Origin of the sequence: Granulosicoccus antarcticus IMCC3135, from assembly GCF_002215215.1 — a bacterium.
GTDB classification, from domain to species: domain Bacteria; phylum Pseudomonadota; class Gammaproteobacteria; order Granulosicoccales; family Granulosicoccaceae; genus Granulosicoccus; species Granulosicoccus antarcticus.
In genome coordinates this window covers 3427186-3449784 of record NZ_CP018632.1, presented here as the reverse complement: position 1 = coordinate 3449784, position 22599 = coordinate 3427186, and the positions used below count along the sequence as shown (strand labels likewise).

Annotated in this window: 19 protein-coding genes; 4 read left to right on the top strand and 15 right to left on the bottom strand. The window is 53.1% G+C overall.

What is annotated here, in order from left to right:
- Positions 1-110: 110 nt before the first annotated feature.
- From IMCC3135_RS14760 to ctlX, 3 genes are all read right to left on the bottom strand, one after another.
- Positions 111-506, bottom strand: coding sequence for a RidA family protein (locus tag IMCC3135_RS14760; RefSeq protein WP_088918325.1), 396 nt, complete (start codon positions 504-506; stop codon positions 111-113).
- Entirely contained in the window at positions 445-1419 is a 975-nt protein-coding gene (locus IMCC3135_RS14755; RefSeq protein WP_088918324.1) for a helix-turn-helix transcriptional regulator, read from the bottom strand. Before IMCC3135_RS14755 ends, IMCC3135_RS14760 begins: the two co-directional genes overlap by 62 nt.
- A gap of 317 nt (positions 1420-1736) precedes the next feature.
- Complete coding sequence (gene ctlX, locus IMCC3135_RS14750) at positions 1737-2678, bottom strand: citrulline utilization hydrolase CtlX (RefSeq protein WP_088918323.1); 942 nt, start codon at positions 2676-2678, stop codon at positions 1737-1739.
- A gap of 247 nt (positions 2679-2925) precedes the next feature.
- On the opposite strand from ctlX, the gene IMCC3135_RS14745 reads away from it, so the two are divergent.
- Positions 2926-3369: an Lrp/AsnC family transcriptional regulator gene (locus IMCC3135_RS14745; protein ID WP_088918322.1), complete on the top strand. Its 444-nt coding sequence runs from the start codon at positions 2926-2928 to the stop codon at positions 3367-3369.
- A gap of 70 nt (positions 3370-3439) precedes the next feature.
- Here IMCC3135_RS14745 and IMCC3135_RS14740 read toward each other — a convergent pair whose 3' ends face one another.
- Genes IMCC3135_RS14740 through IMCC3135_RS14715 form a run of 6 tightly spaced genes read right to left on the bottom strand, consistent with a single transcriptional unit; the run spans position 3440 to position 11352 of the window.
- The gene (locus IMCC3135_RS14740; RefSeq protein WP_088918321.1) at positions 3440-4657 is read right to left on the bottom strand and encodes a M20 family metallopeptidase; all 1218 of its coding nucleotides are present in this window, start codon (positions 4655-4657) and stop codon (positions 3440-3442) included.
- The gene (locus IMCC3135_RS14735; protein ID WP_088918320.1) at positions 4654-6720 is read right to left on the bottom strand and encodes a dipeptide ABC transporter ATP-binding protein; all 2067 of its coding nucleotides are present in this window, start codon (positions 6718-6720) and stop codon (positions 4654-4656) included. The genes IMCC3135_RS14740 and IMCC3135_RS14735 overlap by 4 nt, the downstream gene beginning before the upstream one ends.
- Entirely contained in the window at positions 6717-7556 is an 840-nt protein-coding gene (locus IMCC3135_RS14730; RefSeq protein ID WP_088918319.1) for an ABC transporter permease, read from the bottom strand. Before IMCC3135_RS14730 ends, IMCC3135_RS14735 begins: the two co-directional genes overlap by 4 nt.
- Entirely contained in the window at positions 7553-8503 is a 951-nt protein-coding gene (locus IMCC3135_RS14725) for an ABC transporter permease (RefSeq protein WP_088918318.1), read from the bottom strand. The genes IMCC3135_RS14730 and IMCC3135_RS14725 overlap by 4 nt, the downstream gene beginning before the upstream one ends.
- 13 nt (positions 8504-8516) lie before the next feature.
- Complete coding sequence (locus tag IMCC3135_RS14720) at positions 8517-10073, bottom strand: ABC transporter substrate-binding protein (protein WP_088918317.1); 1557 nt, start codon at positions 10071-10073, stop codon at positions 8517-8519.
- Positions 10074-10098: 25 nt separating this feature from the next.
- On the bottom strand, positions 10099-11352 hold the full coding sequence (locus IMCC3135_RS14715) for a M20 family metallopeptidase (protein ID WP_157735993.1): 1254 nt from the start codon (positions 11350-11352) through the stop codon (positions 10099-10101).
- A gap of 98 nt (positions 11353-11450) precedes the next feature.
- Here IMCC3135_RS14715 and IMCC3135_RS14710 point away from each other — a divergent pair, with 98 nt between their 5' ends.
- On the top strand, positions 11451-12206 hold the full coding sequence (locus IMCC3135_RS14710; RefSeq protein WP_088918315.1) for a GntR family transcriptional regulator: 756 nt from the start codon (positions 11451-11453) through the stop codon (positions 12204-12206).
- A 67-nt stretch (positions 12207-12273) separates the two neighbouring features.
- On the opposite strand, the gene IMCC3135_RS14705 is transcribed toward IMCC3135_RS14710, so the two are convergent.
- The 5 genes from IMCC3135_RS14705 to acs form a co-directional block, all read right to left on the bottom strand.
- The gene (locus tag IMCC3135_RS14705; RefSeq protein WP_088918314.1) at positions 12274-12795 is read right to left on the bottom strand and encodes a hypothetical protein; all 522 of its coding nucleotides are present in this window, start codon (positions 12793-12795) and stop codon (positions 12274-12276) included.
- Positions 12796-12816: 21 nt separating this feature from the next.
- A complete protein-coding gene (locus tag IMCC3135_RS14700) occupies positions 12817-14346 on the bottom strand; it encodes a DUF294 nucleotidyltransferase-like domain-containing protein (RefSeq protein WP_088918313.1) in 1530 nt (509 codons plus the stop codon).
- Between the two features lie 180 nt (positions 14347-14526).
- Complete coding sequence (locus tag IMCC3135_RS14695; RefSeq protein ID WP_088918312.1) at positions 14527-16296, bottom strand: sodium:solute symporter family protein; 1770 nt, start codon at positions 16294-16296, stop codon at positions 14527-14529.
- 10 nt (positions 16297-16306) lie between these two features.
- The gene (locus IMCC3135_RS14690) at positions 16307-16567 is read right to left on the bottom strand and encodes a DUF4212 domain-containing protein (protein WP_088918311.1); all 261 of its coding nucleotides are present in this window, start codon (positions 16565-16567) and stop codon (positions 16307-16309) included.
- A 124-nt stretch (positions 16568-16691) separates the two neighbouring features.
- Complete coding sequence (gene acs, locus IMCC3135_RS14685) at positions 16692-18632, bottom strand: acetate--CoA ligase (RefSeq protein WP_088918310.1); 1941 nt, start codon at positions 18630-18632, stop codon at positions 16692-16694.
- 608 nt (positions 18633-19240) lie between these two features.
- On the opposite strand from acs, the gene xsc reads away from it, so the two are divergent.
- On the top strand, positions 19241-21022 hold the full coding sequence (gene xsc / locus IMCC3135_RS14680) for a sulfoacetaldehyde acetyltransferase (protein ID WP_088918309.1): 1782 nt from the start codon (positions 19241-19243) through the stop codon (positions 21020-21022).
- Positions 21023-21088: 66 nt separating this feature from the next.
- Here xsc and IMCC3135_RS14675 read toward each other — a convergent pair whose 3' ends face one another.
- Complete coding sequence (locus IMCC3135_RS14675; protein ID WP_236994787.1) at positions 21089-22021, bottom strand: homocysteine S-methyltransferase family protein; 933 nt, start codon at positions 22019-22021, stop codon at positions 21089-21091.
- Positions 22022-22164: 143 nt separating this feature from the next.
- Between IMCC3135_RS14675 and IMCC3135_RS14670 the strand changes: the two genes are divergently transcribed.
- Positions 22165-22575 carry a hypothetical protein gene (locus IMCC3135_RS14670; RefSeq protein WP_157735992.1) on the top strand — a complete coding sequence of 137 codons (411 nt, stop codon included), beginning with the start codon at positions 22165-22167 and terminating at the stop codon, positions 22573-22575.
- The last annotated feature ends 24 nt before the right edge of the window (positions 22576-22599 follow it).

Genomic DNA, 22599 nt, shown 5'->3' with positions numbered 1-22599 from the left:
TTCTATCCCCTAAAGCATTACCCCTTTTCGGCTGGTCATATGATCAGCCGTTTTTTTGGGCATTACCGTGAAGTGATTGCTTGCTGTGTTGGCGATAGGCTTGAATCGATCTAGTCTGCGGCTGTCGCCTCGATCTCAAACATTAGCGTTGGAATCGCGAGTCGTGTAACACCAAGCAGGGTCATTGGCGGTGTGGCATTGAACGCGCCGAACCCCGCTCCCAGTACATCAAAATGCTCCATGGTTTCGTCCATATCCGTGGTGTAGATATTGAGCCGCGTGATATTGCTCAGACTCATGCCAGCCGCCTCAAGTACCGCCTCCAGGTTCTCCAGCGCAAGAGCCATCTGGCCACGCATATCGTCTGTGTGCTGCGGGTTGCCCTGGGCATCAACGGAGGTCTGGCCTGCACAGACCAACTGTCGTTTGATGTCTTCAAGTATTTCAGCCTGGTGGTAACCGAGCTTCAAGGACCACGACCACGGATTGACAGATGTGCGCTTCATAGCTTGTTTCCCATTGATTCACTGACCGGAGAACCGGAGAAGCTCCGGACCTTGGTTCACGGTGTTTGACCGAGGAATCAACTATGACAGAGGGCACTGACAAGCCAACAAATCGAGCAGCCTCTGTACTGAAGTACAATTCAACCTCCTGCAACTCTTCTTGCCCGGGTCGTTGCTTGAGATACTCTTGCAGAGTCAGTCTGCTATGGCGTGCAAACTGCTCAGACTGTAGCGAGAAAGATTGAATGCGATCCAGCCTGAAATCCCGATAGGCTTCACGCAGACGACACCAGGCAATCAGATGCCAGTGCCAGCTATAGTAGAAAAGCCCGATAGGCTCGATTAGCCGGGCGGTATGACTGTCACTACCAGTGCTGGCATAGCCAATTTCTATCACCTGCCGACGTACCAGCGCACCTCGACACTCACGCAACCAGCGATCCCCACTGTGCGCAACTCCCTGTGCTCCGGATACCCCTGGTTCCTGATTCTCTTCATGAGCAGCATCAATGGGAAAATGACTGCCAGTCGGGAATACTTCCAGATCGGTATCCAGCGAACTCAGATAATCGGTGTCCGCACTATCGATAACCGCCCTGACCTTGTTCAGAGCCTGTTTGAAATCCTGCAATGAACTGGCATCCAGACTCGACACCAGTAGCTTTTCCCCTAATAACAAGGAGGCTGCCTCATCAAGCGTGAAACTGACCGGCGGCAAGCGATAACCTTTTTCCAGAAAGTAGCCAACACCCGCCTCAGCGCCAATGGGCACACCGGCATTCTCCAGGGTTCTGATATCACGATAGATCGTGCGCTCGGTAACCTGAAAATGCTCTGCCAGAAATCGAGCTGTAAGAACCGATCGTGTTTGCAGCAACAGTAAAATGGAGGTAACGCGATCGAATCGATTCATGACTTTATTATAGCATTGCCCATTGTTACAGCTCTGCGCTAACGCGCAACCTTAGTGAGTCGATCGGAAAATCAAGGTGATACTCAGAGTTCCCGGACAAATGCCCTTCCTCAGAAAACCATTCATCCCGACACTTATTTTTATGCGGAGATCTTATCTCACTCCTGTTTCTGTTCGTGTTTTTCTCATACTTGCAATACGGCATATTAAACAAGAAAATCAAAAAACAAATCGAATCCTCTAACCAGGCCTGATCCAGAATTTCGCATCGCCTGATCAGGCAATCCCTTGCCTTTATTTTTGCAGAACCAGGCCGGTTACCGACTAACCAGATGCACTCCCGCCAACATGCAGCGTACTGAACCACCTGCCAGCTCAATGGTCGGTACCTCCAGTGGCACCAGCGTACAACTCTGCTCAATGATCGCCTTCTGCTTGTCTGTCAGACTTGCCGAAGCTCTTGATGACAGGGCCAGAATGCGATTATCAGCGCCCTGCAGTTCTATCGCATTGCCGGCAAAGTTGGCAACCTGTTCATGGGTCAATGTCATCACTTCGCGACCTGAGCGACTCAGCCTGTCTACTATTTCATCACGCCTTGCCCTATTACTGATCGAGTCCAGACCGATCAGAGCAAAATCCGTTGCGATACACATCAACACATTCGTGTGATAGATCGCAACGCCTGTCGCATCAAGCGCATCGAACACCATGGGCTCATAGTTGAAGTGGGTACAGAACCGTTCCAGTGCGACAGGGTCTGTGCGTTTTGATCTTGCAGCATAGGCCACACGATCGACATGATCGAGCACCATGGCGCCCGTGCCTTCCAGGAACATGCCATCGGCTTCCAGCCCCGAATAGTCAATAATGTCCTGTACGCGGTAGTGTTGCTTGAGCAGTTCCAGCACATCGCTGCGCCGTTCCAATCTGCGATTTTTCATGGCCATGGGATAGAGCGCAACATGCCCGCCAGGGTGTGTCGAGAACCAGTTGTTCGGGAATACCGAATCAGGCGTCGCCTGCCCTTCATCCTCGAATATATGTGTCGTGACACCGTGCTGACTCAAGGTCTCAGCTGCCGCGGTGACCTCTTTATACGCAGCCTTGGCGATACGACCATCCGTATCCTCACCACCCTGTTTTTGAAAAGCATTATCCTCACTGGTTTCAGGGTTCGAGCGAAAACTGTGCGGACGAATCATGACCACGGAACTGGGAGCCTGAACGCTTCGCCTCGGTTTTCTAATCGCGTTCATGGTGCGACCAGTTCGGGCGAACCAGCATGGATGAAAGGTACTGGATCGATATTCGGATTACGTGAATGGGTCATGGTTGAAATCTGCAAGGTTGTGCAAAAAATGCAGGCTCACTCATCGTCAATCGTGGACAGAATGAGCCTGGCTGATCATTGCGAAATCTTAGATTTCTGTAATGGCAGTTACAATCGGTAAAATTGGTCTAATTTTCACATTTTTGTTCAAAATGACGGTTTAAACTTCCATTATGAACAAAACCGATATGCAGCTGATCAGCGCGCTACGCCAGAATGCTCGCGCCACTGTTTCCGAGCTGGCAAAGTTGCTACGAGTCTCGCGTACCACCGTGCGCACGCGTATAGATGGTCTGCTGGCCTCGGGAAAGATTCTGGGGTTTACGGTTATCGTCGAAGGCGATGCTCAGGAGCACGCCGTTCGTGGCGTGACACTGATAGAGATTTCAGGTCATGGCAATGATGAAATCGTCAGAGCTCTGGCAGGCTTCAGCGAAGTGCAGGCCATTCATACGACCAACGGCCAATGGGACTGCGTCATCGAGTTCGCCGTACACACGCTACCCGATATGGACCAGTTTCTGAAAAGACTCAGGGTCATTGAAGGCATCACCAATAGCGAAACCAGCCTGTATCTTTCCACCATGCGAAGCAACCGTCCAGCTCGTCCGAGCTGAATGATTGCGGTTCTATAGAGTTTGATCCCGTGCCGTATTGCTATCGGCACGGGTCTTTCTCGAAACTCAGTTACACCAGCTCGCAAACATCGCAGATGGCCAGGATGTACAACCTTACGCAATCAAGGAACTGGCTCTTGCGAACACGCTCATCGGGCATGGTATTGAACTCACCACCGGGTCCACAGACAACACCCTGCATGCCAGCTGCGGCCAGATGCGCTGCATCGGTTCCAAAGAATGCGGGCGGCATGATGGCCCCCGTAGGCTGAGGCTTGCCTGTCAATTGCTGGTAGGCGCGATTCATGACTTGTACGATAGGTGCATCGACGGGCACCTGGAAGGGAGGCATTTGCGGTTTGTTCTTGCGTATATCGTGAGAAGCGACTGTGCTGACCAACCCGGGAAATTCGAGTTGCAAGGCATCCAGCATTTGTCGCAGATCAGCCAGTACAGTCTCTACTGATTGACTGGGCCCATAACGGCATGTTCCCAACAGCTTGGCATGATCTGCCACCTGAGGTGGCCGCCACTCATGAAACTCCTCTCCCAGACCCGCGCGAACCACACCGACATGGCCTCGATTAACCAATCGATGCATGGGATCAGTGACGCCGGAAAATGTCATGTTGTTAATACGTGGAACCAGCGCGGCGGCAGCTGCCAGTGCATCACAGGCCTCATGTCTTTTGGAGACATGACGTGTCGAGCCTTGCAGTTTTATTTCATAGGAGAAGGCTCCTGCATGCAGCGTCAATGCCTGCAGATCCGTCGGCTCGCTGTTGATGAAATAGTCTGCACGAACACCTTGTTCGATCATGCGTACCGTACCGATACCGCCCTGCAATTCGCCCACTACAAATGACAGTATGACATCGCCCTTGAGCTTCGCACCGGCTTTCAACAAGGTTTCCACTGCACACAGGTAGGCTGCATCACCAGCTTTCATGTTCGAAACACCGATGCCGTAGATGAATTCTTCATCCACCACCCCACCCCATGGATCAACGCTCCATCCGGATGTCGCTGGATTGGTATCCAGATGGCCATTGAACAACAGACTACTACCGCCGCCTTCACCTTTGAGCCTGGCAATGGTGTTGACGCGCGTACCTTCCACGCTTTGCAGCGCACTGTCGAGACCCAGAGACAGACAGATATCGTTGACATGCACAGCCAGCGCACGCTCTTCGTCAGTCTCTGTATAACTCTTGTGCTGGACAAGGTCGACCAACCTGTCAAGACAGGCTTGTTCATCAAGCTGTGCTACCAACTCCTGGGGGGTCATGATGTGGTTTCCGGTTGTATTACAAGTTCATGCCAGAGGGGCGCATGCGAGGATAAATCGTTGATATCGATATGGCATTTGATCTCATGACCATCAGCGGTGAGCTGTCTGGGTGGTTGCTCAGTCACGCATTGCTCACCCAGATGATGAGGACAGCGGCTCTGGAACGCACATCCCGTCACGCGCTCGGTACGTTTGGGTAATGCCCCGTGCAGACGAATTCGCCGAGTGCTGGTCAGCGGATCTATCGACGGCAAGGAAGACAATAATGCTTCGGTATAGGGATGATAGGGCGGCAAGTCCATGTCGTTGATGTCCATCAGTTCAACGACTTCCCCCAGATACATGACAGCTACCCGATGCGCCAGGTGCCGCAAAATGCCCAGATCATGAGTAATGAAAATGATTGATGTTCCGCTTTCGCGCTGGATGCTCTTCAGCAACAATGCGATTGATGCCTGAACGCTGGCATCCAGCCCCGAGGTAACTTCGTCGCAGATAATGACTTCGGGATTTGCCGCCAGAGCCCTTGCAATAGCAACTCGTTGCTTCTCACCGCCTGATAGCTGATGCGGATAACGACTGGCATAGTGTTCAGGTAATTGCACACGTTGCAGTAAAGCCTTGACCTCAGTCAATCGTTCAGCCGCTGCAAGACTGGTGCGATATAGCGCCAATGGTCGGCTGAGGATGGTATTGATCGAATGCCGGGGATTAAGTGAGCTATCGGGGTTCTGAAAGATGATCTGCACACGGGACCGGTATTTTTCGTCAATTCGCCTGACAGGAGTACCAGAGAGACTCAACTCCCCCTCAAATCCGACCAAGCCGGCAAGCGTTTTGGCCAACGTCGATTTCCCACAACCACTCTCGCCCACCAGTGCCAGCGTCTCGCCTTTGATCAGTGTCAGATTGACATCAATGACAGCGTGTACTTTCCTGGTTTTCCCTCGTAAAGAATCCAGCCAACTCGTTCGGCCATAAGAGACAGAGACACCAGACAGTGCCATCATCGTCTGCGGCCGACTCTGCGATCTGATCAAGGTTGCACGTTGCTGCAAGGGTTGTTCTGTTCCTGCAAATTCTGCAACGACTTTGACACACGCCACCGCATGCCCCTTGTCCGCCTGCAAACCAACAATTCCTGAGTCACAACGATCTGGCTCATGATAGGCACAGGATTGCGAATAGATACAGGACGGTGCCGGCCCCAGACGAGGTGCCGGACGGCTACGCCGCGTCGCCAGTTGACGACCGGTCCGAGTATCAGAAGGTCTGGGAAGACTTGCCAGCAAAGCGCGCGTGTAGGGATGCTGAGGATTGCTGAACAGTTGTGATGTTTGTGCCTCTTCAACGACACGCCCACCGTAGATAACCGCGACCCGATCAGCAACAGATGACACCACACCCAGATCATGACTGATGAACAAAGCGGAGACACCGGTACGTTGTTGTAGCAATGCAAACAGATCCAGCAGCGTGGCAGCAGTCGTAGCATCCAGTGCCGAGGTCGGCTCATCAAACAGGATCAATTCAGGCTCACAGGCCAATGCCATGGCGAGCACAACCCGTTGCTTCTCGCCGCCGGATACCTCATGTGCGTAGCGTTTCATCATGGCGACAGGATCCGGCAGACCCACTAAATCCAGCGCTTCCACGGCGAGCTGTTTTACATCACCTTCCAAGCCCTTGCCATGTTGTTTGAGCATCTCGATAACATGATCACCCAGACTCAGCGTCGGGTTGAGTGCCGTACTGGCATTCTGCATGACCATGGCGATTCGATTACCACGAATGGCCTGCATGGCGTTCTCATCAACACCCAGAATGTCCTCTGCGCAGAACAGCATCCGACCCGATTCACTCGCAACCTTACCCGGCAGATCCCGCATGATGGCGTTAGCCAGTGACGATTTGGCAGAACCACTCTCGCCAACCAGCCCCAGTACCTCCCCGCGTTTGATCTCAAGCTCAATGCCATCGAGAATTCGCACCGTACCGGCGCGTGTGGCATAAGACAAAGAGTAGTTCTCTATGCGAAGGATCGGTGTGAGATCGTTCATGAGCTTGCCTGCGGGTTCAAGGCATCACGCAAACCATCGCCCAGTAAATTGAAGGCAATGGCCACCAGACCAATCGCCACACCGGGGACCAGAATAGGCCAGGGACTGCGAAACATATGATCACGCCCCTCTGCAATCATCAACCCCCACTCAGGTGATGGTGGCTGTGCGCCCAGACCCAGAAAGGACAACGTGGCCAGCGTCATGACTGCAAAGGCAACCCGGATAGTCGCCTCAACGATGATGGGCGACACCACATTGGGCAAAAGCTCTGCCATGAGTATCCAGGCAACACCCTCGCCTCGTGCCTTGGCCGCCGAGATGTAATCAAGCTCACGCACTTGCAAGGTAACTGATCGGGCAATACGTGCCATGCCTGGCGTAAAGGCGATGCCGATGGCAATAACCGCATTAAGCGATGAGGATCCCAGCACAGAGAGAATCAACAGTGCAAACAGCAGACTGGGAATCGCCATGATGGCATCGTTCAAACGCATGATTATTTCATCTGCCCGTCCGCCCAGATAGCCGGAGACAATGCCGATGATGGAGCCTGCCACCGTACCAATGACGGTTGCTACCAGAGCCAGCAAGATGGTGGAACGCGAACCTGCCAGAATACGACTCAGCAGGTCGCGACCGTACCAGTCTGTTCCCAGTGGAAACTCGGCCGAAGGCGCTGCAAAGCGCGCAGTGAAGTGAAATTTCTCCGGATCAAGCGGCGCCAACTCTGGCCCGACAAGCGTCAGTATGAGTAATATCAGACACAAGACCAATCCAACCGCACCCTGTGGACTTCGAACCAGGGCCGACAATGTACGCAAAAAACCACTCATTCGAATTGTATCCGTTTGTCCAGTAGCGCATAAGCCAGATCTGCCAGCAGATTGGCTGCCGCATAGGTAACGGCCATCAGCAAGGCTCCCGCCTGAAGCATGGGCAGATCACGATTCTGAATAGCTAGAATCAGTTGCCGACCGACACCCGGAAAGGAGAACACCTCCTCCACGACAATGACACCACCAATCAGATAGCCGATATCCAGCGCGATGACCGTGATGGCTGGCAACATGGAATTGGGCAGAGCGTGTCGGAACAACACACGCTTTGCAGACAAACCACGCAATCTGGCGGCTCTGACGAAATCACTCTCCAGCGTATCAACCATCTCGGATCGGACCATCCGACTCACGTGTGCGGTCAGAACAATGGTCAGAGTCAGCACCGGCAGTGCAATGTGATGCAACGCTTTGAGCGGGTTTTCGGCAAAGGGTACATAGCCAGATGCCGGAAACAATGCAATAGCGGGACTGGCCAGCCATGCCAGCAACAAGGTTGCCAATACAAACTCAGGCAGTGAGACCCCTAGATAGCTGATCAGCGAGACCCCCAGATCAACCGGCTTGCCACGACGTGCCGCAGCCAGAACACCCAGAGGAATGGAGATCAGGGAAACCAGAAAGAGCGCACACACCGCCAGAATGGCTGAGTTGCCAAATGCTGAAAGAATGACAGGCCCGACGGGTTGCCCGGTGCGCAAGGAGATCCCGAAATCACCGTGTAGAATCCCTGAAAACCAGTTCCAATACTGGGCCCAGGCAGGATCGTCCAGGCCCAGCTTTGCGTTCAACGCGGCCAGAGACTCTGGCGTTGCATATTCGCCCAGTATCATCGTCGCCGCATTTGCGGGCAGCAGCTGTGTGACGCTGAACACGATAATCGAGACAATGATGGCTGTCACCACCAGTGATGACAGACGTTTGAGAAGGAATCCGATTGACATGGAATCAGATCAACTAGCGCTTGGGCGCCGAGTCTGACAGGGATACTTTGTGAAAGCCGTAGTTGGCACCGCGAGGATGCTGTACATAGCCTTCCACGTACTCGGCCCTGGCCCCCAGAACATCAAAGAAGCATGGCACGATTGCGGGGACATCCTTGCGCATCAGACGTTGAGCCTCTGCATACAGCTCAGAACGCTTGTCAGTATCCGTGGTTCGATCGGCCTCATCGATCAGAGCATCGAACTCTTCATTGTTCCAGCGTGTCTCGTTCCACGAAGCATCCGAGGTGAATAGCAGGTTGAAGATCGTACCTTCAGTGGGCTGCATGTTGTAGAAGCCAACATAAAAATGGCCCTTTTTCCAGACCTGATCAAGATAGGAGGGATGATCCATGGTCTTGACGGAAATATCGAAACCACTGGCACGAGCCATTTCACGAACCACTACCGCCAGAGAAGAACGATAGCCGGGTTTGACCGAGGCAACCAGCTCCAGTTCGATCCCATCCGGGTAGCCGGCCTCAGCCAGCAAGGCTTTGGCTCTCTCGGGGTCAAACGCCTTGAGCGGCGCCTCGTCATGATAGCGATAGGCACTATTGACCGGAGTATCGTTGCCGGCAGTCCCATAGCCTTCAGCGACAAGCTCAACGATTGCCTCACGATCCAGCGACAATGACAAGGCTTCACGTACTCGTACATCATTGAACGGCGGTTTGGAGGTGTCCATGACGATGTCAAGAAAACGACCTGACGGGGTGACCAGACCTTCAATACCAGCGGAATCAGCCACTCGTTTGAAATCAGTGGGTTGTATTTCGTTGAGCAGATCGATCTCGCCTGCCAGCATTGCGGCAGCGGCACTGGAGGCATCAGGAAAGGTGCGGATTTCAACAGAATCGAGCAGAGGTTCACCGGCGATGAAGTAATCCGGGTTCTTTTCCACTACAGCAACCTGATCGGGTTTGAACTCAACCAGCCTGAAAGGCCCGGTGCCCACAGGCACCTGATCAAATCCGGCGAAATCGCTCTCTATCAGACTGGCCGGCAGTATCTTTGCTGTTGGATAAGTCAAACCCACCGGCAAATCACTGAACGGTGTTTCGGTCGTGATAACGACTGTAAAGTCCCCGTCGGCTACCACACTGGCAATGGGGCCCAGATTGCGGCGTCCGGGTGCGGATGTTTCCGGGTCAAGCAGCTTGTTCAAGGAAGCCACGACATCGGCCGACGTCAACGCCTGTCCATTAGAGAACACCGCGTTCTCACGAAGAGTGAAGCGCCATTGTGTTGCATCCTCATTGGAACTCCACTCAGTCGCAAGATCGGGTTGCGGTGACATGTCAGTACCCAGTGTTGTCAATCCCGAATACAGCATTTCTGACAACATGTATTCAGAGTTGAGCCGCGTCAGCATGGGGTTCAGCTTGTTGGGCGTAATGTTCATGCCTACACGCAAACTTCCACCTGCTGTGGCTGACCAGGCTGGCATGGAAGACAGACCCAGGGCACTCAGGCCCAATGCGGTACTACCAATCAGAAACTGACGTCGATCCGAAGATGAAGGGCTCATGGCTTTTTATCCTTGCAGAGTAAGTTTATGACGTGTAGTCGGTAGGTTCAGCCAGCGGAACGGCTTCACTTGTTTGAGGCTGAAAGTCAGCGGCTAGAAAATATTGAATGGCTCGGGACAACTCCACCAGATCCTTCTCGGTGGTATGTTCGTCGGCACCGTGTACATTGCGCCCCGGCCGCGACAGGCCTCCCAGCATCATGTGCTGGATACCCGCTCGCTGTACCCAGCCAAAATCAGAAGACGTTGTTGAGCCATAGCGCACGAAGCTGTCAATGGGTTCGTTGCAAGCGGTGGCTCGCGCCGCTGTCCAGCGATCAGTTCCAGGGCCATCCGGATCCCTGACAGGAGGCAGATGTCCAATCTCCTGCAGCGACCACTCCAGTAACTTGCTGCCAGCCAGCGCCTGCTCTATGACAGCTTGCAGTTCGTTGTACACCTGCCGCTCATCTTCCTCAGGCAGGTAACGACGATTGAACACGATGCGACATTCGCCGGGCACAGCCGCGCCCTTGTCACCCCCCGATATCGAGGTGATAGTCAGATGTGCCTGTAGCGGTCCACTGGCGTCAGGCGCTGCCGGCATCTGACTGCAACGCTGTTCAATGACAGGTTTCAGATTCATCAATGCCTGTATCGCGGCCATGCCCTCTTCTACGGCATTCACCCCCAGTTCCGGCGTACCCGAGTGAGCTGATTTACCGCGGCAGACCAGTTCGTAGTTCAATGAGCCAAAACAACCTGCCCAAATGCGCTTTTCAGCAGAACCATTGAGATTGAGTAGCAATTCAGGCAACTCCATGGTTTCAGCCAGATAGCGAATACCCGGATACTTGCCGCCCTCCTCATCGGTACAAAATGCCAGAATGGGCTGATACTTGAGTTCAACTTCAGATTGTTGCAGGCGGTACAAAGCATCCAGCACGGCCACGATCGTACCTTTCATATCAGCTGTCCCACGCCCGTAAACAATCCCGTTCTCGTGTGTTACTTCAAAGGGAGGACGCTGCCAGCCGTCACCTGCCGGTGCCGTGTCGACATGAAAATAGATCAATAATTCCGGTAGACCTTCCTGCACAATCGCAGGCGTTGTCAGCAAGTTGATTCGGGGACCATGCACGCCCGGGGAGGCCCACAACGGCTCTGGAATCCGAACAAATTCATGCGTGGCATTCAGCTCCCGGCACAAATTGATAACGATTTCAGCCATATCGGCATAGCTGTCGCCTGGCGGGAAACTGGTATCGCAGGCCACCAACGTTGATAGCTGAGAAAGCATGCGATCAACGTCTGGATCAGATATAATTTGAAAACTCATACCTATATAGAAATACATATTGCAAAAATATGCAAGCGCTTTTTGGAAGGAGTTAGAAAATGAACAAGGCAGTAGAGATGGGTGGCAGTCTTGTGTCAGCCCCTTTGCACGAACAAGTCAAGGATCGAATAGTCGAGCGAATCACCTCGGGAAGCTGGTCTGCAGGTGACGTTCTGCCCACAGAAACAGAGCTGGCCAAAATGCTGGGCGTCTCCTACGGGACCATCCGCCGGGCAATGGGGGATCTGACCAACGAGGGTATCGTCATGCGACGACGACGTACCGGGACGGTGGTCACCGGGCGTATGCCTAACCACACCCTGTCACGCTTCTACAAGTATTTTCGTCTGCAGACATCAGATGGTCAGCTGATAACAACCGTTGCCAAAGTACTGGGAATCGCTAACCGGCAAGCCAGTCAAGCCGAGAGCGAACGATTGAAGCTACCGCCCGATACCTGCGTCACACAACTTACGCGGGTCCGCATTGCCGGAGACAAGCCAGTCATGCTGGACAACTTCATCATCCCGCATACCCGAGTCAGCAATTTTCCAACAACGACAGAGGCGGTTCCCGAGCTGATTTTCAACTGGTTACTGGCCGAACACGGCATCCAGCTGGGTGCCGTGCTTGAAAAAGTGACAGCGCGCATTGCCACACAATCTGAAAGAAAAATGCTTGAGGTAGAATCCAGCGATGCGCTGGCGTTACTGGACATAAACGCCCTGGCGCTCGATAACATGAATGAGCCTTTGCTCATCATGCAGCATGCGGCCCTGACTGAAGCACATTGCTACGTGAACGAAATGCGTTAAAGGCATCGCTGCAGCGCCCCTGTTGGTTCCAGGGGTGCTGAGACTTGACGGTAAATCAAGTCAATAACTACGGTGTGGCGCAGGCCACTTCCAGCAACCGATGATCTTCGGGCAATGTTTCCCATTGCAGGTCCGTAGGCAAGCCCTCGCTATCAAAGACAGGATCGTTTGTCAGATCGGCCCGCTGGGAGCGCTGGCAATCAACAAGCTGGCGAACCTGCATGACAGGACTGAAACGCTGCATCAGCAAAAGATCCAGGATGAGATAGTCCGGATGCTCGGGATTACGCCGTATGGTATTGGTGTCAACCAGCGACATACGATCCGTTCGAGGAATGAGATAGGCCCAAGGCGAAAAAACAGAGCGCCCCTCAAACGTACTGACCACCTCCACTGACGCGGGCATCTGCTGCAACGTCCGGGATTCCCACGAGTATTCGCTGTAGATGCCGTATGAGATCGCCGTGCCTCCAATCAGAATCGGGAGCAGCGCGCGTGGCATGGGCTTTTTCACCGTACGAAAATAGGCCCAGACAAGCAGAAAGACAATGGCCGATACGGCAATGGCCGAAATGAGATTAACAAGCATGTGTAGCGGGTATTTCCTGGATTAACGGCCGAGCATGGCAATTCGGTTACTCATGGCAGCCTGGATGTCTTTTACCGTCTTCATGGCGTGCCGCAAGCGATCACGTTCTGACGAGCTCAAGGTAGCAAGATCAACATGATTGTCGACAGGTTCGGCACGCTTTATCTGGCGCACCTGATGCCTGAGTCTTGTCAGGGAGATCACTTCGTAGGCATCGCACAGACTACGTGCACCTGACTGACTCAACACACCCGAATCGACACTGGCACTGAGTCGTTGCACGGTATTGACGAAAGGTTGTGCTGCCGAAAGAGCGTACAGCCTTGCAATATCGACGATCGGAACAACACCCCCGTGCTTGAGATCTATCTTGCCACGGTGTGGACCTGAAGAGGCAGTTTTAATCCGGCCGAACCAGCCAATCGGGGGCCTATGCGTCAGGCAGTTGCTGGTCATGTGTGCAACAAAGATGCTGTTGCTACTCGCACTGGCTAATAGTTCTTCACGCAGCGGCTCGTAGAGCGTCATATCGCCTTGTATGGAACGCAGATCAAACATGACACTTGCCAGCATTTGCGCTGTCGGGCCTGGTCGTTTGATCCAGTCATTGAAATAGTCGCGCCAGACAGAAACAGGCTGACACCACTTCGGATTACTGGCCATCATGTCACCCGGGCAATAGACATAACCAGACTCGTTGAGTCCGTCACACACAAATTCTGCCATCTTCGCGAAATACTCGCCGTGCACTTCAGCCTCATAATCATCGCTGAGTATCAGGCAATTATCCTGATCGGTGGCTCCGGTTTGTTCTTGCCGACCCTGTGAGCCGCAGGCCAGCCAGGCATAGGCAATCGGTGCCGGACCCAGCTTCTCCTGGGCCAGTTCAATCAATCGGCGAGTCACAGCACCTGTAATGGAGCTTATGATCCGCCCGGTCTCAAAAGCACTGCTACCGCTGTCGACTCTTGATACCAGTAATCTGGGTAATTCCTGCACAACAGCCGCAATGGCGGTGCTGGACTTCATTCGCGCAATATCGCCGACCATGAAGACTGAGGTGGCGACCTGATGCCGGATCACATCGGTCTGCGTGACGATGCCGACCAGCATGCCATCAATACAGACAGGCATATGGGCAATCCGGTGACGCGTCATCAAAGTGAGCACATCCAGCACACTTTGATCAGGAGTCACGAAATGTGGCTGCTGCGTTGACACCCGGCTGACAGGCTGGGTGACCATAAGGCTTTTAGCCACCACTTTACTGACAAAGTCAGACTCGGTCACCATACCGACGAGGCGCCCATCCTCCACTACCGGCAAACAGGATATCCGGTGCTTGCCCATCCGTAAGGCCGCCCTCTGAATGGATTCCGATGGGTGGACTGACAACGGATCCACGCTCATGACTTCACGTACAAGCACGCTCGTTAGTCGGTCTGAACCTGCCACATCAGGCACGGACACAGAGACCGCCTGCGGCTTGTACACAACATTCGCGTTATCAACGGCGACCACATCTGATTGGGAGTTCGCAGGCTGGTTCATTGGATTCTGGCTCTCTCTGACTGCGGCTACTGGGTTTTATTACAAGTGGGATGCGCAAAGCATGAGTTGCTACTGCCCAATACAAAAGGGCCCGCAATACAGCGGACCCTTTTTTAATACAACTACCGATCAGTTCTGCTGACGAGCCTTTAACAGATGGCCCGTCAGCGAGGCTGACAATTAATGGTCGGTAGCAGCACCTGATCCACGAGGGACTCGGATACTTTCGACCAGCTCGCGGATATGAGCCGGAGGTGGTGCAGTCGCCCGAGACACCATGATGGCGACAAAGAAGTTGAGCATCGCACCCACCGAACCGATAGACAGTGGAGAAATACCCAGGATCCAGCCTTCAGGTGTATCCATCAACTGATTGGTGCCCGGCACGAAGAACCAGCCCTTGTACATGAAGATGTACACGAGGGTGAAGAGCAGACCAGACAACATACCCAGTACAGCACCGATGTTGTTAACACGAGTAGAGAAGATACCCATCATTAGTGCCGGGAAGATTGACGCTGCTGCCAATCCGAACGCCAGTGCGACTGTCTGAGCAGCAAATCCCGGTGGATTCAATCCCAGCCAAGTGGCGACAGCGATAGCAACCGCCATGGCAATACGTGCCGACAACAACTCACCTTTTTCCGAGATGTTCGGAGCCAGGGTACCCTTGATAACGTCATGACTCACCGCAGAGGAGATAGCCAGTAGCAGGCCCGCCGCGGTTGAAAGCGCCGCTGCAAGTCCACCCGCTGCGACCAGTGCGATAACCCAACCTGGCAGAGCCGCAATTTCCGGATTGGCCAGTACGATGATGTCAGGGTTGACTGTCAGCTCCGAACCTTTCCAACCATTGGCTTCTGCAGTAGCTGCAAAGGCTTCTGACTTGTCGTTATAGAGCTGGATCTGACCGTCGCCGTTCTTATCTTCAAACTTCAGCAGACCAGTGACTTCCCAGTTCTTCATCCAGTCTGGACGCTCTTCATACTTCAGAGATTCTGACTGTGCGCCACCCGGATAGACAGTATCCATCAGGTTCATACGTGCCATGGCACCTACAGCCGGAGCCGTCAGATACAGCAAGGCGATGAAGACCAGAGCCCAACCAGCAGACCAGCGAGCATCTGAGACTTTAGGAACCGTGAAGAAGCGAATGATGACGTGAGGCAGACCAGCAGTACCGATCATCAGTGACAAGGTGAACAACACCATGTTCAGCGTGTTGCTGTGATGTTCGGTGTAGTTAGCAAAACCCAGCTCTGTGACGACCTGATTCAGTTTTGTCAGCAAAGGAACACCTGATGCGACATGATCCGAAAACAGACCAATAGGTGGCAAAGCAACGCCCGTCAACTGCAGAGAGATGAAGATAGCCGGAATTGTATAGGCCAGGATGAGTACGCAATACTGAGCAACCTGCGTGTAGGTAACACCTTTCATACCACCCAGAACGGCGTAGAAGAATACGATGGCGGCACCGATGAACAGACCCGTATCGTTGTCAACTTCCAGGAAGCGCGAGAACGCTACGCCAACACCTGTCATCTGACCGATAACGTAAGTGATGGAGGCGATGATCAGACAGGCTACTGCGACCATTCTTGCAGTCGGGCTGTAGAAACGATCACCAATGAATTCTGGCACAGTGAACTTGCCAAATTTACGCAGGTAAGGCGCCAGCAACAAGGCCAACAGCACATAACCACCCGTCCAACCCATCAGGTAGGTCGAGTTGTCATAACCGGTAGAGGCGATGAGACCTGCCATGGAGATGAAAGAAGCCGCTGACATCCAGTCAGCCGCTGTTGCCATACCGTTGAGTACAGGATGCACACCACGACCGGCCGCATAGAATTCCGATGTGGAACCTGCTCGGGCCCAGATAGCGATACCGATGTAGAGCAAGAACGTTGCGCCTACAAACAGCAGATTTAGTGAATATTGTTCCATGAATGTTCCCCTATTCCTCGTCTACGCCGAACTTCTTGTCCAGCGCATTCATGCGCCATGCATAGAAGAAAATAATGACCATGAAGACAATGATGGAACCCTGTTGTGCAAACCAGAAACCCAAATCGGTTCCGCCAATCATGATGCCGCTTAAAAGCGGTCGGAGCAGAATGCCAAAACCGAAGGACACCACCGCCCAGAGAACCAGGCAATAGGTGACCAGGCGGATATTGGAAGCCCAGTACTCGTTGTTGGAAGGATTTTCAGACACGTGAGGCAATCTCCTGAAGCGTAGACTTCTTATTCTAGTTGTAGTAAGGGTTGAAACGACACTCTGTGGTTTTCTTTGAACCGTCAGAGTGCCGGCATTGCACTAATATCCAGCTTTCAGCCGATCAGGCGTTAGCTCGATGTTCGATCAAATCTGCGACAACACTGGGATCTGCCAGAGTTGATGTATCGCCGAGCGCGTCATAGTCATTCTCGGCAATCTTACGCAGAATGCGGCGCATGATTTTTCCGGAGCGGGTTTTTGGCAGCCCCGGAGCCCATTGGATAAGATCAGGAGAGGCGATCGGACCAATCTCCTTGCGTACCCAGGTAACCAGTTCTTTACGCAGCTCTTCGGAAGGTTCTTCGCCTTCCATCAACGTGACATAGGCATAGATGCCCTGACCTTTGATGTCATGTGGAAACCCCACCACCGCAGCTTCTGAAACCTTTTCATGTGCCACCAATGCAGATTCAACTTCTGCGGTACCCATGCGGTGTCCCGATACATTGATGACGTCATCGACACGACCTGTAATCCAGTAGTAACCATCAGCATCACGACGACATCCGTCACCAGTGAAGTAATAGCCTTTGAATGTTTCAAAATAAGTGGACACGAAGCGCTCATGATCGCCATAAACGGTGCGCATCTGACCAGGCCAGCTGTCCTTGATACACAGTACACCTTCGGCCTCCACGCTCGTCTGCACAACACCCTCTGTATCCAGAATAACCGGCTGAACACCGAAGAATGGTCGGGTTGCCGAACCTGGCTTGGTCTCCGTCGCACCCGGGATAGGTGTAATCAGAATACCGCCGGTTTCTGTCTGCCACCAAGTGTCGACAATCGGGCAACGGCCTTCACCCACGACTTCGTCATACCACTTCCAGGCCTCAGGATTGATGGGCTCACCCACCGAACCAAGCAGACGCAGCGATGACAGATCTGCACCCTTCACATGTTCCTCACCAGCACCCATCAGGGCACGGATTGCAGTAGGGGCAGTATAGAAAACCGTTACCTTGTGCTTTTCACACACATCCCAGAATCGTGATGGGCTCGGATAGGTTGGAACACCTTCAAACATGAGTGTGGTTGCGCCGTTGGCCAGTGGCCCATAGACGATATAACTATGCCCCGTGACCCATCCCACATCAGCGGTACACCAATAGATGTCACCGTCTTGATGATCGAAGACATATTCGTGGGTCATTGAAGCGTAGACCAGATAACCACCCGTTGTATGCACAACACCTTTGGGCATACCGGTTGAACCGGAGGTATACAGAATGAACAGTGGGTCTTCAGCGTTCATGGCTTCAGGCTGACAATCGGCAGACACTTTCTGAGTCTGTTCGTGGTACCAGAAATCCAGCCCCTCGCGCATGGCGATATCGCCGCCGGTATGCTGCACGACAACCATCTTCACATCATGAGCAACCTTTGCCAGAGCCTTGTCGCAATTGGCCTTCAACGGCACACTGCGACCGCCCCGCAATCCTTCGTCGGTCGTTACCAGCAGTTTTGCCTGCGAACCGGTTACTCGATCAGCCAGTGCATCAGCACTGAAACCACCAAAGACAATGGAATGAACGGCGCCGATGCGCGCACAAGCCAGCATAGCGTAGGCCGCTTCGGGAATCATCGGCATATACAGAATGACGCGATCACCTTTTTCTACACCCAGCTCCTTGTAGACATTGGCCAGACGGCAAACGTGCTCGTGCAGTTCCTTGTAGGTAATTTTCTTGTCAGAGGATGGATCATCACCTTCCCAGATAATGGCGACCTGATCACCGCGAGTAGCCAGATGACGATCAATGCAGTTGGCACTGACATTCAGCTCACCATCTTCATACCATTTGATCGAAACGTCTGGATATTCAAAGCTGGTGTTCTTGACTCGGGTGTAAGGCTTCATCCAGTCCAGACGCTTGCCCTGCTCCCCCCAGAATGTCTCGGGGTTATCAACCGATTGGGCATACATCTTCAGATAGCCAGCATCATCAATGAGTGCTTTAGCGGCAAAGTCCGAGGGGATGGGTCGTAGTTCGTTAGTCATTCAAATTGCTCCTTGTGCTAACCACCGTCTTTGAAAAAATGTCTTATGACATAAGGCAAAGAGATCATGACTCTTTCACTAGTCAGATGACACAACTGCGGTGAATAATATTCCAAATTCGCGCTGTTGCAAAATTGTAAATAAAAACACACAAGTTTATAATGGACATTATTTTCCTTATATATCAATTGCTTAATTAATTAACCCTGGAAATGACAATTTACCGGCGGATTTTAATTGCAGGTTGTTACTAAACGTAACACCGGATTACCTGTTTTAGTGCAGCTGATCCACCACAGTGCGTGACCTCTAATGGACACCTGGTACTAATGTTCCACTCATCCCAGAGGCCCATGTGGACCAATGCGAAGCCCTGCATGTGGCGCAATCGAGAGCCATCAGGCTGAGTTACAGTAGCCGCCGCAAGAACCTGCAGTCCAGACACGCTTATGCCGATGTCATGAACTTGCGGAAAATTTCATAAAATTAATTTATGCAAAAAATGGAATGATACGTTCCATTATTTGATATATTGAACCTGTGCGCAACAGCCATAGCAGTTTTGCCACCTGTTCAGCACCAACCACTACCTCAGGGGATAAGCCACCATGAAAATGACTACAGAAGAGGCCTTCATCAAGGTTCTTCAGATGCACGGAATCGACAATGCATTTGGCATTATCGGCTCCGCCATGATGCCAATTTCAGATCTGTTTCCGGACGCCGGCATCAAGTTCTGGGATTGTGCCCACGAATGTAATGCAGGCATGAGTGCTGACGGTTACACCCGTGCCACCGGCAAGATGTCCATGGCCATTGCTCAGAATGGTCCCGGCATCACAAACTTTGTAACACCTGTCAAGACGGCCTACTGGAATCACACGCCCATGTTGCTGGTCACGCCACAGGCTGCCAACAAGAGTATCGGCCAGGGCGGTTTTCAGGAAATCAAACAGATGGCTCTGTTCGAGGATATGGTCGCCTATCAGGAAGAGGTCCGTGACCCCAGCCGTGTGGCCGAAGTACTCAACCGGGTTATCGAACAAGCCTGGCGTCTGTGTGGTCCGGCTCAGATCAACATTCCACGTGATTACTGGACTAAAGTCATCGATATCGATCTGCCACAGGTTGTACAACTTGAACGACCTCGCGGTGGTTCCGATGCCATTGAAAGAGCAGCAGCCCTGTTGTCAGAAGCCAAATTCCCGGTCATTCTCAATGGTGCCGGTGTTGTCATCGGTGGTGCCATCGAAGCCTCTCGCCTGTTGGCTGAAAAGCTGGATTCACCTGTTTGCTGCAACTACCAGCACAACGATGCGTTTCCTGGCTCACATGAACTGTCTATGGGCCCATTGGGCTACAACGGTTCTAAAGCTGCCATGGAAATCATTGCCAAGGCTGACGTGGTACTGGCACTGGGCACACGCCTGAATCCGTTTTCAACACTACCTGGCTACGGTATCAACTACTGGCCAACTGAGGCCAAGTTGATCCAGGTTGATATCAACGCCGATCGTATTGGTCTGACCAAGCGCGTCGATGTTGCCATTCAAGGCGACGCCAAGATGGTTGCCGAACAGCTGCTGTCCAAACTTGCCAAGAGTGCGGGTGATGCAGGACGCGCTGATCGCAAATCACTGGTCAAACTGACCAAGGATCGCTGGGCGCAGGAACTGGTTTCCATGGAACACGAAGAAGACAACGATCCGGGCATCACCTGGAACGAGCGTGCCCGTGATCGTGAGCCAGATCGTATGTCTCCGCGCAACGCCTGGCTCGCCATTCGTGATTCACTGCCAGAAGATGTGATTATTTCCAGTGATATCGGTAATAACTGCGCCATCGGCAATGCTTATCCGACATTCGAAAAAGGTCGCAAATACCTGGCACCTGGACTCTTCGGCCCTTGTGGTTATGGACTGCCTGCCATTCTGGGCGCCAAGATCGGTTGTCCTGATGTACCGGTTGTCGGTTTTGCCGGTGACGGTGCTTTCGGTATTTCCATGAACGAGATGACTGCCTGTGGTCGTAACGACTGGCCCCCCATCACCATGGTTATCTTCCGTAACTACCAATGGGGTGCCGAGAAGCGCAACACGACATTGTGGTATGACGACAATTTTGTTGGCACCGAACTCAATCAAGGCGTTGAATACGCCAAGATTGCCGATGCTTGCGGCCTCAAAGGCGTCAAGGTATTCACCACTGAAGCACTGACTGAAGCGCTGACAACTGCTGTCAAGGAACAGATGAATGATGGTGTAACAACCTTCATCGAAGTAGTTCTGAACCAGGAGCTTGGCGAACCCTTCCGACGTGATGCCATGACAGCACCTAACAAGGTTGCCGGCATCAGCAAGGATGACATGCGAGCTCAGCGTAACGCCTGATCACGCCCTCGACACACCGGGTAACAAGCGGATCACCTCGCTTGTTACCCGGTGACTTTTCAAGCATTACCCAGCCTTGTACGCCTGCAGGCGATCACGCAAACAGGCGATATGCGAAGGCCCTACCTCACAGCAGCCACCAACCAGGGTTGCGCCCTGCTCCACCCAGGCCATGGCCATGTCGGCATAGGCATCGGGACCCAGATCGTTACGCGCCTCCAGTGTGCTCACCGTGCCCCCGGGCTGCAATGCATCAATCGAGGTAAAGCCGTTGCCATAGGCCCCCACGGGCACCCGGCTGCCGGACCTGAACGTCTCCCACGCACTTGTTATGGTCTCCGGTCTGGAACAGTTCAATAACAATGCCTGTAGCGGTATTTCCTGCAGCGTCTCAATAGCCTCACTCAACAACTCACCACTGCGTAGATACTCAGGCCTGTTGTCGTCAAGGCTCAGTGCCAACCAGACAGGCTTGCCGGTTTCATATCCCGCCGTTGCAGCCCCCCAGGCTTCGGCAATCGAGCCCATGGTCTCGCACAGAATAACATCGACGTAGCGCGCCTGAACTTCGCAGATTCGTCGATACTGCGCCAGAGTCTCATCTGTACTGAGCGCCAGGTCAGGTCGGTAACTGGCAACCAGAGGCGGCAAGCACCCCGTGATCTTCACATGCTCGACAGCACAGCGATCCCGAGCCTGCATCGCCAACTGACAGGCAGTTATCTGCAGAGTCTCAAACTGATCGCCCATGCCATCTCGAGCAAGACGCGTCGGCGTACTGGTGTAGGCATTAACGGTAATGACATCAGCGCCTGCACGAATGAAATCAGCATGCAGCTCGCTCACCAGCTCCGGCTGTTCCAGCATTACTGTGGTTGACCATAATGGCGTGGGTGACTTGCCGGAGCGTCGAACCAGTTCCTGGCCCATTCCCCCATCAAGCAATGTAATGTTCTGCATCGGTCGGTTAACTCGTGTATCTCTCTTGGTCTGAGTCATGACGTGTAACTTGTGTCATGGCGTGGTAAGCGCCGAATTCTATAGCATGTAGGCGTTACAATCGGCACATACCGGATTGTGCATGCGCGATGATGCCATCCAACCTGACAAGGCAACGCTGCCACGTGGTTCAGAGGCACAGATTGAAAACAACACCAGACACTGAACAACCCCCTGAAGTACTGCCAGACCCGCAGATGGAAGACGTTATCCGCTCCCTGCTGGCTCGAGTGGTTGCGACTGTGGATCTGACAACCGCGACCCTGAAACTGGCGGTAGCCGAGACCCGCCTGGCCGTCAATAGCGCCGGGCTGTTAGTAGGCTTGGGTGCCATTCTGCTGATCATGGTGCTGGTGACCTGGCTGGTCGCTCTGGCAACCGGATTTGCTGCACTGCAGGCATTGGGCCTGAGTGCCCTGATGGCATTACTCACTCTGCTTTTCATTCAGCTGGCTATCTGTGCACTTCTGGTTTTCACGCTGTTGAAGCTGAGCAAGAATCTGTCTTTTCCCCTCACACGACAAGCCATTCGCTCGTCAACACAATCCTCTTAATCACAATCCTTGACGACAGGAGTT